The following is a 14,346-nucleotide window of genomic DNA, read 5'->3' as shown; positions in this document are numbered from 1 at the left end:
GGTGTTGATTTCACAACGACCCAGATCCACGCTCACCGCGCTGGCCTGCGCCCTGTCGGCGCTGCTGGCCGCATCGGGGACACAGGTGGCGGCCGATACCGGTGCGCACGCCGCCACCACTGCGCGGCAGACTGTCACACGAGCTGCAAACACGCCCTGTATCCGGCAAGGACAGGCGACCTACCCCGTCGACTACTACTGGAAGAACGCATTCGGCATGAGGCTGGGCAGCGGGTCGGTCCCGGTCGACACCTCCCCATCTCTGTGGGGCGGGCAGATCACACCAGGCAACACCTTCACCCTGACGCTGGCGCACCGCACGGCCCAGTGGCCGCTGCTGGTCAGGAGCTACACCACCAACTGGGACCTGTCGTCGCTGCTGGCCAACGCCGACATCGTCAGCCAGTCGGGGACCGGCACCATCAGCGGCACCACCCTGACGATCACCTCGCAGGGTTCCAAGACCGACCCGGCCGCGAAGGTCATCACCTTCCAGGTCAGGCAAGGCACCATCGGCAACAGCATGACCATCCGGCCCACCGGGATCAGCAGCGTCATCGCCGCCCCGGGCCAGCTCGGCAACAACACACCCGCCCCTCCGATCCAGATCGTCAACGGGCAGTCCATCTCACCCACCAACGCCGCCGACGACACCGCCACCACCCCGCAGGGCACAGCTGTCAGCGTGCCCGTCCTGGCCAACGACACCGCGGCCTCGCCGACGATCAGCGGCCTCACCCAGCCGGGCAAGGGCACCGCGACGATCTCCGGCGGCAACGTGGTCTACACACCCGCCCTGGGCTTCGCCGGCCCCGACACCTTCACCTACACCATCACCACCGCCTGCGGAACCAGCACCGCGACGGTCACCGTCAACGTCACCTGTAACCCCGTACCGGTCAACCTGGTCAACGGCAGCTTCGAGGCGCCGCCCGTGGCCACGATCGACTGGTCCATCCCCGACGCCTCCACCAACCCGAGCGTCGGCTGGCGCACCACCGCCACCGACAACAAGCTGGAGTTCTGGCGGGGCGGCGCGAGCGGGGTCCCGGCAGCCGACGGCCAGCAGTTCGCCGAGCTCAATGCCACCCAGGTCTCCACGCTCTACCAAGACGTTCCCACCGTTCCGGGAACACCGATGACCTGGTCGCTGTATCACCGAGGCCGCCTGGGCACCGACGTGATGCAGGTGCTCATCGGCGCACCGGGTGCGACCGTGGCTCAGGTCCCTGCCGGGGCCTCCTCTGCGGACATCTCCGACGGCAACACCGCCTGGGGCTACTACACCGGGGTGTACGTCGTACCTCCGGGGCAGACCACCACACGATTCGCCTTTCACTCGGTGTCGGCCGCGGGTGGCAGCCAGGGGGTCGGCAACTTCCTGGACGGCGTGGTATTCAGAACGCCGCCCTGCCCATAACCACCATGAAGTAAGACCGCTGAAGGCGGTTGCCGAATCGTCCTTATGAGAGATCGAGCCGCGGCCGCGCCCTCCGGCGCGGCCGCGGCGCGCTCTGGCGGCCGCCGGCCGAGCGTGCGGCCCTGGCGGAGCAGCTCGGCCAGGGTGACCATCAGCACCTCGATCAGGTCGTCGGCGGGGAACGAACACCTGTCCTGCAGCCAGACGACTGCGGCCTCGTTGACCGCGGCGATCCAGGATCGCATCGCCAGCCGTACGGCAGGCCGCTCCAAGTCCAGGTCGAGGATCTCGCCGGTGGCCTGGATGGCCGGCCGCCTGGAGGAATCGATGATGGCGCGACCGTCGGGGTCGGCGCTGAGCACCAGCCCGAGGTAGGCGGCCGGGCACAGAACCACGTGAACTACACGGGGTCCCGGTAGTATCCGCCGAATTTCCAACGGATATGCAGGGGCCCGGTAGTAATCGCGGAAAGGAGTCCCCAGGCCGGTGCGAAGCTGTGAGTGAGATCGGTGAGCAGGCCGAGGATGATCCACCGGTATCGCCACGCGCTGTGCGTCAACACGTCAACGCTCATCGGCCCCCCGTCCGGGGTGGCGCGTCGCCGGATTGGCCTGAGTTGACGCGAGTGCGGGTGAGGTAGGTGAGGGTGCGTCGACGACGGGCATGTCACGCTCCGGGGAGGTGGGCGGCGCCCGTTTCGGACACCGCTGGCTTCGTCAGGGAGAAGGTGAGTCTTGAGAGCGGCTGAGGACGACGCGGCGGGTCGCCTGTCATGGACGCCAGTACAGCGAGGGGTCAGGGTGGTCGACGAAGCCGAGTTCACGGTAGAGCGGTTCGCCGGCGTGGGAGGCGTACAGGTCCACTCGGGCGACCTCACGTTCCCGGAACCAGTCGAGCAGCCCCTCCATGATCGCGCGGCTGTGGCCGCGCCGCCGGTGCGCCGGGTCGGTGACCACGCCGATCACGTGTCCGATCCGGCCGTTGCGCAGGTGCGGGCCGGGCAGCCGTTGCTCGATGGTGCCGATGCCACAGGCGGCGAGGCCGTTGTCGCCGTCCACGATGAGGATCCGCACGGCATCCGCTGTCAACTGCTCCTTCAGCACCGCGGCAAGGGTCGCCCGCCAGTCGTCGTCCGCTGATGAGGGGTTGAAGAAGTCGCCGCCGAGGGTCTCGAACAACAACGCCCGCAGGCGTACAAGTTCCGCGACGTCGTCCTCCACTGCCTGCCGTACATCGGTGCGGCGTCTGGTGTGGTGTCCGGTGTTTTGTCCCATGCCGACCAGACTGATGTAATAGGCTTATGCACCTCAACCCTTACGGCGAGGATGCCGTGAACCTGGCCGCAGACCTGGCCAACCGGCGCCCGGCGAGCGCCGAGGAGCTCGCGGACCGCTGCCGCGCCGCCGGGCTGGCGCTGGAGCACCCGGTCACACCGCAGGACCTGGACCGTACCCAGGCCGTGCTGGAGGCGTGGGAGAAAGTCGTCGACGCCACCGACGAGCGTGAGCGCGCCGAGCTGGTCAATCGGATGCTGGCGGCGGCCGCCGCCTACCCGCGACTGACGGAGCACGCCGGCGACGGCTGGCACCTGCACTACCGCGACGACCGGCAGCCGCTCGGCTCCGTGCTGTTCTCGCTGATCTCCGTTGGTACCGCGCTGCACCTGGTGGGGCGGGGCATGCACCGGCTTCGGCGGTGCGCCGTGACCGAGTGCATCATGATCTTCGCCGACACCTCCCGCACCGGGCGGCAGCGCTACTGCTCCCAGCGGTGCGCCAACCGCGACGCGGTACGCCGGCACCGCGCGACCCGCGCCGTGAGTCCTGCGGTGAGTCGCAGCGTCAGGCCACGATGAACATGGGCTTCTCCAGTGCCCGGAGATCGGCGGGTAGCCGGAGCGCATTACTGCGCCCCGGCCCCCTCGGAACCGTGCGTGCCACTCATGGTCCTGTTCGGCGAGCGCGGCGACGGCTTCGGTGCTGATGTTGACGTGGATGGCCAGGCTGCGGATGTTTTCGTGGCCGGACAGGGCCATGAGCATGGGGGCGGACCATCCGTCTTCGCCCAGGCGGGTCAGCCGGGAGTGCCGGAGCTGGTGCAGGGTGAAGCCGCGCCCGTGCGGGTGCGAGGGGATCTGAGGGCACCCCGGGCCAACGCTCCGTCCATGCCACATGAGCCGGCCGCTTCGGTGTTCGGGGCGACCTGGACAAGATTATGCAGACCAGTCTATTCTCGGGTGTTCGGCGCGGCCGGTTTCATCGGCAGGTGGACGATGCTGCACCTTCTGGATCAGGGCCGTACGGTCGCGGCCGTTGTCCGCGAGCCGGCTCGGGGTCGCATGGGCGCAAGCGCCGAGGGCGAGTTGCGCGCCTGGCTGCAAGATCATGGCGTGGCCGCCGAGCGGCTCGCGGTCGTGACCGGTGATCTCACCGACGGTGCGGGCCTGGGGCTGAGCGCGGCGGACGACGAGCGACTTGCAGGCGTACGGGATGTTTTCAACACCGCCGCCATCTACCGGTTCGGGCTGCGGCGCCAGGAGGCCAGGGCGGTCAATGTCGAAGGCGCCCTCAACGTGCTGCGCTGGGGCGCAACCCGGCCCGGCCTGCGCAGGCTGGTCCACGTGCCGGGCTACCGGGTCGGGCTGAGCCCGCAGGCGCGGTATCCGCTCCCGGAGGCCGAACTGATGAGGCTCTACCGAGGCAAAGGGGCTTATGAAGGCTCCAAGGTCGAGGGGGACGCGGCCGTACGGGTCGTCGCGGCGCAGTTGGGGGTCCCGCTGACCGTGGTGAATCCGAGCAGCGTGATCGGCCACTCGACCACGGGCGAGACAGACCAGTACATCGGTCTGGCCGAACTGGTCCGCGACCTGTGGACGGGCCGGCTTCCGGCGCTGCCGGGAACCGCCCGTACCTTCGTGCCCGTGGTGGCCGTGGATCATTTCGCGAAGTTCATGGCCGCGATTCCCGAACACGATCCCGAGCCAGGCCGCCTGCACTGGGTGCTCGATGAGAACACCCCAGACCTGCCCGACATGATCCGGCTGCTCGCCGGCCACCTGGGCGTACGCGCGCCGAGGACCCTCGTGCCGGTGGCCCTGATCCGCCGCCTCCCAACCGCGCTGACCGGAGCTAACCCCGAGACCCTGGCCTTCCTGACCGAAGACCGTTACGACACGGCCTCAGCCGAAAGGGTCGCCGAGGCCGCAGGGCTCCGACAGCCTCCCGTCGAGACCGCGCTGCGCCGCTGGGCCGATCGGCTGGTAGCGGACAGATTCGGGACGGCCTCGGCCGTGCTTCCCGGGGGCTTCCACGAAGTCGCCGGATCCCGGACCTATGCCGCCGGGGACAGGACCTCGCCCGACTTCGTCCTCCTACACGGTCTTCCCCTCGACGGTGAATCCTGGCAGGGAGTACTCAGCGAACCGGACGAAGCCCCCACCCTCGTCACCGACCTGCCGGGACTCGGCCGCTCGGCCCCCACCGCGGCCACCCCACTGGACTGGCTCACCGATCTGCTGGCGCCCGTACGAACCCGACCCGTCATCGTCGCCCACTCCGCCGACCGTCTCGCGACCTCGCTCCTCGGCTCCAGCGGCGCTTCCTCAGACGGAGCCCATCGGGCCATCGCGAGCGCCGCCGCCCAACTGCACCGGCCTGGCGTCGCCCGCCGTACGGCCCACTGGCTCCGGGCCGCGAACCACCCCACCGAACGCGCCACCCTCCAAGCCCTGCTCAGCGGAACCAAGCCGGTCTCAGTCCCGGTCCACATCGTTGCCGGACAGCTGGATCTGCTGGTCGGCGATCCCGGCCCGGCCACCGTCACGACCATCCCCGCCACCGGACACCACCCGCACCTCACCCACCCCTCCGCCATCGCCGCGATCATGCGGCGCATCGCCGGCGGATCGACCCGCCGGGACACCGAAGGGACCCAGCCCACGATTGTCCGTCCCCTCGAACCGTAGGGACCTTGTTACCGCAGCTTTCGCTTCGTCCTTTCGTGACGCCGGGCCGGGCAACGTGGTGGTCTACCGCGACCTGCACGCCGACCCGTTACCGCATCTGGCCGATGCGAGCTTGCACTGGGCAGCACGCCTGCGGTCGGCGGATGCGAGCCCAGAACCGGCCGCCGAGGACCTCCAGCAGCGTCTCATCGCCGAGCTGCTGGGGGCAGACGTGCTCCTGATCGGCGTCCCGCTGTACAACTATTCGCTGCCATCCAGCCTCAAAGCCTGGCTCGACCACATTCACGTCCCAGGACAGACGGCGCCGTCGGCGATCTCATCCGCCCCTCTGACCGGTCGACCAGCGGTGCTGGTCACCAGCCGGGGCGGCAACTACGACAGTGGAACGGTGAACGAGGGGCGCGACCACGCAACTCCTGTCCTGGAGCTGATTCTGGGGGAAGAGATGGGGGTGGCCGTCACCGTGATCGCCACCAGCCTGCCCCTGGCATCCAGCGTTCCTGCACTCGCCGGACAGACCGGCCGTGGTGAGAGTGAGTACGCGCATGCCTTACGGCTCGCACGTGACCTCGGCGAACAGCTCGGTTCCAGCACGACGACGTTTCGACAGTGATGTCATGGGCCTGGGCGCAGACGCGGCCCGCACTCACACGCACCAAGCTCGGTGCCTATGCCACCGCCGAACTCCGCCGGGCACTCGGTGAAGCGGTCGCGCATCCGCTCCATCTTCTCGATACGAGTGTTGATCTCCTCACTCCAGCACGCCGACGCCTTGAGCCAGAACTCCCGGGTGGGCGGGACTCCCTCCGGCAGGAAGCCCAGCACGCCTCCGATCGTTGACAGGGGCATGCCGACGCTCTGCGAGGCACGGATGAACGCCACCCGGCGCAGCGTGCTGCGGTGATAGCGGCGCTGGTTGCCGGTCGTACGGCGGCTGGCAAGGATGGAGCCCGGTGGTATGCCCGAGTGCTGGCCGGCCTGGCCCACTGACAGCGTGCCGGTGGGCCGGAGTTCGGAAACTCCAGCCCACCGGGACGGCGACGGTGCCGTTGCGTTATGCGGGTGTTCTACGGGGCCGGGTACTCCACGACCTGCACCGGCGCACCGATTCTGGTCGTGTCGGCCGGATCTCCCACGCCGTTGACGACGTGGTCGATCGTTCCGGCGCTGAGGTTGACCGTCATGATGTGGTGCAGCTTGACACCCGGGGTCTCGGGGACCTCGAAGCCATTCTCGGTGTGGATCGCCGGGTTGTTCTGGTTGAAGACGTAGACGCCACCGCCGTAGAGGGTGTGCGTATTCACGCGGTTGCCGACCTTGTAGCCGGCCCAGCCCTCGACGCCGCCGTTCATCCAGTCGGCCTGGGTCGGCGGGTCGTACGGCAGCTCGTTCTGGTACAGGATCGTCGTGCCGTCGTCGCCGTTCCAGACGGTGTTGTACTGCTGGAAGTGCTCGACGAACAGGCCCGTCGCCGTCACGTGGTCACCGTTGATGACGGCGCCGTTGCGGCCGATGTTGGTGTTCCAGCGTTCGGTGTCGGTGAAGCCCTCGACGCCGTGGTCGCCACGCCACACCCAGATGTGGTCGATGAGCACGTTGTCGCTGTTGACCTCGAGCGCGATGTCGGCTTTGCCGACGTGCGGTCCACCGACGCGGAAGTACACGTCGGACAGGGTCGTCGGGTTGTCTGCCGGACTCGGACGTCTGCCGTGGTTCTTACCCTTACCGTGGTTCTTGCCCACCCGCAGCAAAACCGGCGATTCCTCGAGACCCGCGTCGACCGTGACGCCGGCGATGACGACGCCGGGGACGTCGGCGACGTCGAGCGGGGCCGAGCCGTTGACGGCGGTGAGCGTGGCGTGTCCGAGACCGAGGACCACCGTGTCAGGGCGCTTGACCTCGATGCTCCGTGCGATGTCGTACACGCCGGGCGTGAGCAGCAGGTGCTTGCCGCGCGCGAGCTGGTTGTTGATGGCCTTCACCGAGTCCGACGGCCTCGCGACGAAGAAGTCGGCGATCGGCAGCGTGCGGCCCGGCGTCATGCCGTCGGCCCATGAGATGCCACGAGTGTTCTTCCGGGCGGCGGGCACGCGGACGTTGTACCTGCCCTGCGCGTCGGCGAACATGTACGGCTTCTCGCGGCTCACCGGAGTCGTGTCGACTGTCGTGTAGGGCGGGTTCGGGAAAACAGCGTCGTCCGGAGCGCCGACGACACCCGAGAAGACCTGGTTCCACACACCGTTGGACCAGCCGGCGACCTCGCTGTTACGGGTCAGCCACTGCTGCTGCGATCCGTTGGTGACGGACGGCAGCTTGGAGTCGGCGATGAAGCCGCCGCTGGCGTACTGTGGACCGGCGGTGCAGTAGTCCATCAGCGACAGGTTGCCACCGCTGACGTTGAGGCGGCGCATGGACACGGCCTGGGAGACGGCCCAGAAGTTCGCCGATGCCCTGCAACCGCTCTGGCCGGCCGCGTTGACGTTGATCGACAGGTTGGACAGGGTACGCCAGAAGTTGACGAGCGCGAGGCAGTTGTTCGTGCCACCGTCCGCCAGGCAGCGGTTGTAGACCTCGACCTTGCCGTTGATGACGACGTCGGTGGGCGAGGCACCCAGGCCGGCGATCTCGGTGTAGTAGCCGACCTTGATGTGGAGCGGGTTCTCCGCGGTGCCGTACGTGCCCGGCTTGAAGAGGTAGGCGTGGCGCTTGGTGCCCATCTCGTTGTCGACCTGCGTGGTGTGCGCCGCGTCGAGCGTCGCCTTGATTTCGCTGACCGGCGTGCTCGGATCGAAGATGGTGACGTTCGGCCCGAAGTCCGGGGTGCCGGGGCCTGGCGAGGCGGCGGTGGCGGCCGTTCCCGTCGTCATGACGGCGGTCGTCAGCACGAGGCCGAGCGCGAACGCCCGGCCGAGTTGCCGGCGGCTGGGGCGCCGCCTCGCGGGACCTCCATCGCCAGGAGGTTGGGTCGTCATACGGTTCGTCCTTTCCGCTGGGTGTGCAGCGCTACGTGGACAGAAGACGTTGGAGTGAATGGCGGGCGTGAGGACGCGGCGCATGGGGCGCTTCGGCAGACGCACGACCGCTCTCGCGTGCCGGAGTAGCTCACGATTGTCATCGACCTGCCTGCTTAAGGGGACGGGCGGCCGGACACCGCGGGCCAGATTCTGAGAGAGCGCTCTCTCTGCAGCTTGCATCAAGACATGGAAGATGTTGTTGGGATGTTTCTACCGTGTGAACGGGTCCTGCGCCATGCCCGAGCGGCCCTTGATTTTCCGCCTTCGGATCCGGTAGGCGTCGTCCCGGCCTCGTCGCATCGGTGGGATGCATAGTGGGTCGAGCGGCGCCCGGAGGCCGGGGCGGCGACGTCCCGTGGAAGCGCTCTCCGCGAACCAGAACTAGTTCTACCCGTCCTCTGGACGCGACGACTGATCGAATCCGCCACGATAACCGGCGGGCTACCTGCACCTTCGCCTGACAGAAGCAGATCATCCATGGGATCTGTCGGTAATTGTTGGGCCTTGACGATAGATCGCCCCACTGTAAAGGTTCTTTGCAGAGAGCGCTCTCGCGCCTCATCCACCCCCCATGAAGGACTGCCGTGAGACTCACCGTGCTGACCGGCGCGGCGGTGTTCGCCGTCGCGCTCGTCCTCCCCTCCACGGCCGCCCAGGCCGCCCCCTCCCCCGGCCCCCGTCCGGATCCGGCCGCCTCGGCGGTGACCATGCAGCAGGCTCTGCAACGCGATCTGAAACTGACGCCCACGCAGGCGCGCATCCGCCAGGCGCACGAGGCGGCCGCGGCCGCCGTCGAGCACCGGCTACGCACGCGCCTGGCCGACCGGTTCGCCGGCGCCTGGTACGACGCAGCCCAGCAGCAGCTGAAGGTGGGCGTGCTGGACGCCCACGACGCCAACCTCGTCGAAGCGGCCGGCGCGCTGCCCGTGACGGTACAGCGCAGCGAGAAGCAGCTGGCCGCCACGAAGGCGGCGCTCGACCGGGCCGCCGACGCGGCAGGCGCGGACCTGTACGGCTGGTACGTCGACCCGGCGGCCAACACCGTGGTGGTGTCGGCGGCCGATCCCGCCGCCGCCGAAGGGTTCGTCAAGGCCGGGAACCTCGACAGCGGCGCGGTGCGGATCTCCGTCGGCCAGGCCCCCCACCCGGTGTACGACATCCGGGGCGGCGACCAGTACGTGATCAACGGCAACGTCCTGTGCTCGGTCGGGTTCTCGGTGAACAACGGCGGCTTCGTCACGGCCGGGCACTGCGGGCGCGCCGGGAACCCAACCCTGGGGTACAACAACGTCAGCCAGGGCACCTTCGTCGATTCGTCGTTCCCCGGCAACGACTACGCCTGGGTGCGGACCAACGGCGACTGGACGCCGCGCCCCTGGGTCAACAACTACGGCGGCGGCAACGTCTCGGTGGCCGGCTCACAGGAGGCGCCGGTCGGCGCGTCGATCTGCCGGTCCGGGCGCACCACGGGCTGGCGCTGCGGCGTGATCCAGGCCAGGGACGTGACCGTGAACTACTCCGGCTCGCTGGTCTACGGACTCACCCAGACCACCGCCTGCGCCGAAGGCGGCGACTCGGGCGGCGCCTGGATGTCCGGCGACCAGGCCCAGGGCGTCACCTCCGGCGCCTCGGGCAACTGCACCAGCGGCGGCACCACGTTCTTCCAGCCGGTCAACAAGATCCTCAACGCGTACGGCCTGAGCCTGACCACCACGGGCGGTGACACCAGCGCGCTGGTGAGCAACTGGAACAACAAGTGCATCGACGTCCCCGGCTCCAACTTTGGCGACGGTGTGCCGCTGCAGATGTACACGTGCAACAACACCAACGCGCAACGGTGGACGTTCACCGGTGGCACGTTGCGCACGCAGAACAACAAGTGCATGGACGTGGCCTGGGGGTCACGGGACAACGGCGCGGTGATACAGATCGCGACCTGCAGCGGCAACCCGGCGCAGCAGTTCGCGCTGAGCGGGGCCGGTGATCTGGTCAATCCGCAGGCCAACAAGTGCGTCGACATCAAGGACTGGAACGGAAACGACGGCGCCCGCCTGCAGTTGTGGGACTGCAGCGGCGGCGCCAACCAGAAGTGGCGCCGCGGCTGACCGCCGGACGGCACGGCTGACCGGCACCAGCGTCACTATGGCAGCGGGCCCTCAATCTGCTCGCGGTCTCAGCGTACGGGCGGGGCGTGCAACAACGCTGCGAAGAATGACGCGCTCAACCGCCGGTTTCGGGTCGGAGGTTTTCGCCTCGGGTCGCCCGGCCCGCGCCGCGGCGGTACGGCTCATCCCCGGCGACAGGATCCTTCCGCCCCGACCGGCCTGATCGGGGCGGAAGCGCGGCCCGCCTGCGGGAGTCCGGTGGGCACTGCGTCCTGATCGAGGCAGACATGCAGCAGCTGGATGTTCGTTGCGGGTCAGACGGCGGTGCCCTGAGGTTAGGACTGTGTGCGCTGGATCAGGAGTCGGTGCGCCTCCTGCACCCCCTCGGGGAGGTCGTGCGACGAAAACCACTTCGCCTCCAGGATCTCAACGGGATCGATCTTGAGTGTGCCCCCGGTGAACTCGGCCTGTCTCCCTTTATGCGCAAGCACATCAACGTCCACGGCCACTACTCTTTCCAACTCCCCGACCTGCGCGGTGGCCACCGCGAGCTGTGTGCCCCCGACACGCTAGTTCACTGCTCCGGGTTCCGCTCGGCTCTGTCGTCGGTATTTGCCGGGTGCGGTGCCGTACTCCCGTTTGAAGGCGTTGGCGAAGGCGAACTCCGAGGTGTAGCCGATCCGGGCGGCCACCTCGCCGAGTGAGGCATCGGACTCGCGGAGAAGCCGGGCTGCGGTGGTCATCCGCCACCAGGTCAGATAGGTGAGGGGCGGCTGGCCGATCAGGGCGGTGAAGCGCCGGGAGAAAGCCGCCCTGGACAGTCCCGTCTGGCTGCCGAGTGTCTCAACCGTCCATGGGTGTGCGGGGTCACGGTGGAGGGCGTGCAATGCGGCGCCGATCGCCGGGTCGCCCAGGAGCGGATGCGCTCGGCTGGGGTCAAGCCGGTATCCACCGCAGAGGGTCACGGTAACCGCCTGCGAGCCGTCCTGTCCGGTCTTCCCCACGGTCGCGGAGGCGTAGCGGTCTTCGAATCGAGAGTCGTTCAGTGGGTCGCAGACGGGTTCGGTCAGCGGGGTGGTAGGGCTGTCGGCCAGCGCGTAGCCGCTTCCGTGGGGCAGGAACACCACGTCGCCGACGTTCAGCGCGATGGGGGCGCCGCCGTCCGGGGGATCAGCCGGCACGATCCCTGCAGGACCACTTGAAAGCCGGCGGAGCCGCGCACCGTGGGGAACTGCTGCCCCCAGGGGGCGTGCCACCGAACGCGTGCCGAGCGGGGTTCCCCGGCGCGCATCGCGGCGATCACATCGCTGAGTACATCCACCGGGAGAGTCTATATCGACAGCTCAACGAAGACGTTCGCGTATAAATACAAGATTATTACACATTGAATGCCTCTCCTTATCCCCATACGGTTGAGCGCACAGGCCGTACGGCGCGGCCGCCATGCCCCCGCTGCACGAGCGGGACCTCGCGGCGGTCGCGGTGCACGCACTCGTCGGCGACGGGCACAACGGCGCGATCTATGAGCTGACCGGGCCCGAGATACTGACCCAGGCCGAACAGGCGAGCATCATCGGGGAAGTGATCGGCCGCCCGGTGCACTGGGAGGAGACCTCGCCGCAGACCGCGCGGCAGCAGATGCTCACCCAGGGCTGGCCGCCTGCGGCCGTGGACGGCAGCCTCCAGGCCCAGGCCAAGATGGTGACCGAGCCGAGTACAACCACTCGACGCCGGGAGCGTTGAAGAACGCGATCGACTTCCTGCACGCGGAGTGGAACAACAAGGCGGCCGGGTTGGGTAGGCACCGGCCGATGTCCGAGGTCGCCTGGCGCGACGTGATCTCGTCCAGTAGCGGCCTCACGTGACTGCTGCGCTCAGTCTCTGCTCATCCAGGTGCACAAGCAGGCCTCGTTGCCCTCGGCGTCCGCGAGCACCCACCATGACGGCGCGTACTTGTCTGTCACCAGGTGGCCGCCGGCGGCGATCGCCGCCGCGATGCGCGCCTCGGCCTGGTCGTGCGGCACCCAGACGTCGATGTGGATCCGGTTGCGCTGCTGGCGCGGCGCGTCCATCTGCTGGAAATAGACCAACGGCCCGCGGCCGTGCGGGTCGATCAGATCCTCGGGGCTGTCGCCGCGGTCCCGGTAGCCCAGCACGGCACGCCAGAACGGCAGCACCTCGGGCCCGACGAGCGCGTCGATCGAGACCTGGACGTTCCACACGGCGGATGGGTCGGCGGGGACGCCCAGCTTGCGCGCCACCGCCGAGATCTGCCGGGCCAGCTCGACGTCGCGCTCGCTCAGCCCGTAGTAGTCGTTCGTGATCGTGATCAGCCGCACGGTTACGCCCCCGTACCGCAGGTCGACGTCGGGGTGGTGGTCCTCGATGCCGGCCAGCTGGCTGATCGCGTGCACGAGCCGGGCGCCGGCCGCAAACGACCCGGTGCGGAAGTACGTGCACGCTCCCTCGCCCAGCACACGCCAGTCCTCGACGCCGTCGGCCTCGTGGAACTGCCGCGGCGTGATCCGCTCGGTCATGCCTTTCAATACCTCAGCCATGTCGCTCCCTTCGCTGTGCGGTGCCGGGGCGGCCCCGCCGGACGAGTATCACCTGAGTTCCCGACACCTTCTGTCGTATATATGCGCGAGTATGAGAACGTGCGTGCTTCGCGGATGATGACCCTGCTGCTACAGCTGCAGGTTCGCGGCCAGGCCAGCGGCAAGGAGCTGGCCAGGCTGCTGGAGGTCAGTGAGCGCACGGTGCAGCGGGATGTCGAGGCATTGGCGGCCGCCGGGGTACCGGTGCGTTCGACCAGGGGGCCGGCGGGTGGATACCGCCTGGACGGCGGCTACCGCACCCGGCTGACCGGGGTCGGCCTGGACGAGGCCGGGGCGCTGGCATTCCTCGGGCTCGCCGGCCCGGCGCAACAGCTGGGGCTCGGCGAAATGCTGGAGGGTGCCCGGATCAAGATCTGGGCCGGCCTCACCGGCGAAGCCCGCCAACGCGCCGGCCGGACCGCCGAGCGGTTCCACCTCGATCTGGTCCGCTGGTACGGCACGCCCGAGCCGGTCCCCTGCCTGACCCAGCTCGCCGACGCGGTCTGGCGCGATCGCCGTGTGCGCATGCAGTACGTGCGCAACGGGCAGGCAGCCACCCGGGAGGTCGCCCCGCTCGGGCTGGTCCTCGCAGCCGGTGATTGGTACTTGGTCGCCCTGCGCAACCAGCAGCGGCGCACCTATCGGGTCTCTCGGGTGCACTCGGTGGAGCTGCTCGACGAGGTGGTGGTGCGCCCGGCCCAGTTCGATCTCGCCCAGTCCTGGGCCGCGACGCGCAGGGAACTGGAGGACGAGCAGACCGCGGTCGAAGTCACGGTACGCGTAGCGGCCAGGGCGTTGCCGCGCCTGCGGCGCCTCGTGCCGGTCCACGGGAAGGCCCGAGTCCCGGTCACGGCGATCAGGGAGATCGAGGTGACCGTCCCGTTCGAGAACGAATCGTGGGCGTGCGAGGCCATACTCAGCCTGGGTGCCGCTGTCGAGGTCCTCCAGCCCGCCTTCATACGCCGGCGCGTAGCAGACGAGTTGCGCGCCGCCGCCGCACACTACGCCCCAGCAGACTCAAGCCCGCCTGGCGTCCGCCGGTAACGTCGTCACGCGAGCATTCCTCGCGCTCAAGACGCAACGCCCGGCAGCGATACGCAAGGTATATCCGAACACCGCAAGATCATCTGCAGGGTAGGTGTGGAATCGAGAGTTGAGGAACATCGGAACCGGATCGTGCGCCCAGCCCTATCGAACCCACCTTCCCGCCCGCCACGCTTGCCCTTCCGGCCGCCCGGTGACGTTG

General features: G+C 68.6%; 15 protein-coding genes. 8 read left to right on the top strand and 7 right to left on the bottom strand.

Annotated features, from left to right (window positions below):
• Positions 1 to 4 precede the first annotated feature (4 nt).
• On the top strand, positions 5 to 1,420 hold the full coding sequence (locus tag FHR32_RS37100) for an Ig-like domain-containing protein (RefSeq protein ID WP_184759166.1): 1,416 nt from the start codon (positions 5 to 7) through the stop codon (positions 1,418 to 1,420).
• Here the strand turns inward: FHR32_RS37100 and FHR32_RS37095 are convergent.
• On the bottom strand, positions 1,336 to 1,815 hold the full coding sequence (locus tag FHR32_RS37095) for a hypothetical protein (protein ID WP_184759165.1): 480 nt from the start codon (positions 1,813 to 1,815) through the stop codon (positions 1,336 to 1,338). The two genes, FHR32_RS37100 and FHR32_RS37095, sit on opposite strands and share 85 nt — an antisense overlap.
• A 375-nt stretch (positions 1,816 to 2,190) precedes the next feature.
• Positions 2,191 to 2,694 (bottom strand): GNAT family N-acetyltransferase, encoded by a 504-nt coding sequence (locus tag FHR32_RS37090; RefSeq protein ID WP_184759164.1) that lies wholly within the window; start codon positions 2,692 to 2,694, stop codon positions 2,191 to 2,193.
• 26 nt (positions 2,695 to 2,720) lie between these two features.
• Here FHR32_RS37090 and FHR32_RS37085 point away from each other — a divergent pair, with 26 nt between their 5' ends.
• From FHR32_RS37085 to FHR32_RS37075, 3 genes are all read left to right on the top strand, one after another.
• Positions 2,721 to 3,275 carry a CGNR zinc finger domain-containing protein gene (locus FHR32_RS37085; protein WP_184759163.1) on the top strand — a complete coding sequence of 185 codons (555 nt, stop codon included), beginning with the start codon at positions 2,721 to 2,723 and terminating at the stop codon, positions 3,273 to 3,275.
• Between the two features lie 333 nt (positions 3,276 to 3,608).
• Positions 3,609 to 5,384 carry an SDR family oxidoreductase gene (locus tag FHR32_RS37080; RefSeq protein WP_312882903.1) on the top strand — a complete coding sequence of 592 codons (1,776 nt, stop codon included), beginning with the start codon at positions 3,609 to 3,611 and terminating at the stop codon, positions 5,382 to 5,384.
• Entirely contained in the window at positions 5,362 to 5,997 is a 636-nt protein-coding gene (locus tag FHR32_RS37075; RefSeq protein ID WP_184759161.1) for an FMN-dependent NADH-azoreductase, read from the top strand. Before FHR32_RS37080 ends, FHR32_RS37075 begins: the two co-directional genes overlap by 23 nt.
• A 2-nt stretch (positions 5,998 to 5,999) precedes the next feature.
• Here the strand turns inward: FHR32_RS37075 and FHR32_RS45325 are convergent, their stop codons facing one another.
• Together FHR32_RS45325 and FHR32_RS37065 are read right to left on the bottom strand one after the other, a co-directional pair.
• A complete protein-coding gene (locus tag FHR32_RS45325; RefSeq protein WP_312882880.1) occupies positions 6,000 to 6,371 on the bottom strand; it encodes a MerR family DNA-binding protein in 372 nt (123 codons plus the stop codon).
• A gap of 80 nt (positions 6,372 to 6,451) precedes the next feature.
• Positions 6,452 to 8,356 carry a pectate lyase-like domain-containing protein gene (locus FHR32_RS37065; protein WP_221466752.1) on the bottom strand — a complete coding sequence of 635 codons (1,905 nt, stop codon included), beginning with the start codon at positions 8,354 to 8,356 and terminating at the stop codon, positions 6,452 to 6,454.
• A 626-nt stretch (positions 8,357 to 8,982) separates the two neighbouring features.
• Here FHR32_RS37065 and FHR32_RS37060 point away from each other — a divergent pair.
• Complete coding sequence (locus tag FHR32_RS37060; RefSeq protein WP_221466751.1) at positions 8,983 to 10,503, top strand: ricin-type beta-trefoil lectin domain protein; 1,521 nt, start codon at positions 8,983 to 8,985, stop codon at positions 10,501 to 10,503.
• Positions 10,504 to 10,838: 335 nt separating this feature from the next.
• Here the strand turns inward: FHR32_RS37060 and FHR32_RS43570 are convergent, their stop codons facing one another.
• Entirely contained in the window at positions 10,839 to 11,048 is a 210-nt protein-coding gene (locus FHR32_RS43570; RefSeq protein WP_221466750.1) for an NUDIX hydrolase, read from the bottom strand.
• A gap of 24 nt (positions 11,049 to 11,072) precedes the next feature.
• Positions 11,073 to 11,837 (bottom strand): AraC family transcriptional regulator, encoded by a 765-nt coding sequence (locus tag FHR32_RS46960; protein ID WP_312882902.1) that lies wholly within the window; start codon positions 11,835 to 11,837, stop codon positions 11,073 to 11,075.
• A 109-nt stretch (positions 11,838 to 11,946) separates the two neighbouring features.
• Here FHR32_RS46960 and FHR32_RS37045 point away from each other — a divergent pair, with 109 nt between their 5' ends.
• Both FHR32_RS37045 and FHR32_RS47510 read left to right on the top strand, forming a co-directional pair.
• The gene (locus tag FHR32_RS37045) at positions 11,947 to 12,246 is read left to right on the top strand and encodes a Rossmann-fold NAD(P)-binding domain-containing protein (RefSeq protein ID WP_184759160.1); all 300 of its coding nucleotides are present in this window, start codon (positions 11,947 to 11,949) and stop codon (positions 12,244 to 12,246) included.
• Positions 12,243 to 12,368, top strand: coding sequence for a hypothetical protein (locus tag FHR32_RS47510; RefSeq protein ID WP_246468398.1), 126 nt, complete (start codon positions 12,243 to 12,245; stop codon positions 12,366 to 12,368). Before FHR32_RS37045 ends, FHR32_RS47510 begins: the two co-directional genes overlap by 4 nt.
• 9 nt (positions 12,369 to 12,377) lie before the next feature.
• On the opposite strand, the gene FHR32_RS37035 is transcribed toward FHR32_RS47510, so the two are convergent.
• The gene (locus tag FHR32_RS37035; protein WP_221466749.1) at positions 12,378 to 13,061 is read right to left on the bottom strand and encodes a 4a-hydroxytetrahydrobiopterin dehydratase; all 684 of its coding nucleotides are present in this window, start codon (positions 13,059 to 13,061) and stop codon (positions 12,378 to 12,380) included.
• 81 nt (positions 13,062 to 13,142) lie between these two features.
• Here FHR32_RS37035 and FHR32_RS37030 point away from each other — a divergent pair, with 81 nt between their 5' ends.
• Positions 13,143 to 14,144, top strand: coding sequence for a helix-turn-helix transcriptional regulator (locus FHR32_RS37030; RefSeq protein WP_221466748.1), 1,002 nt, complete (start codon positions 13,143 to 13,145; stop codon positions 14,142 to 14,144).
• Positions 14,145 to 14,346 lie beyond the last annotated feature (202 nt).

The organism is Streptosporangium album (genome assembly GCF_014203795.1).
In the GTDB taxonomy this organism is placed as follows: Bacteria; Actinomycetota; Actinomycetes; order Streptosporangiales; family Streptosporangiaceae; genus Streptosporangium; species Streptosporangium album.
The sequence above is the reverse complement of the archived record's forward strand: the minus strand, read 5'-3'. Positions and strand labels throughout refer to the sequence as shown.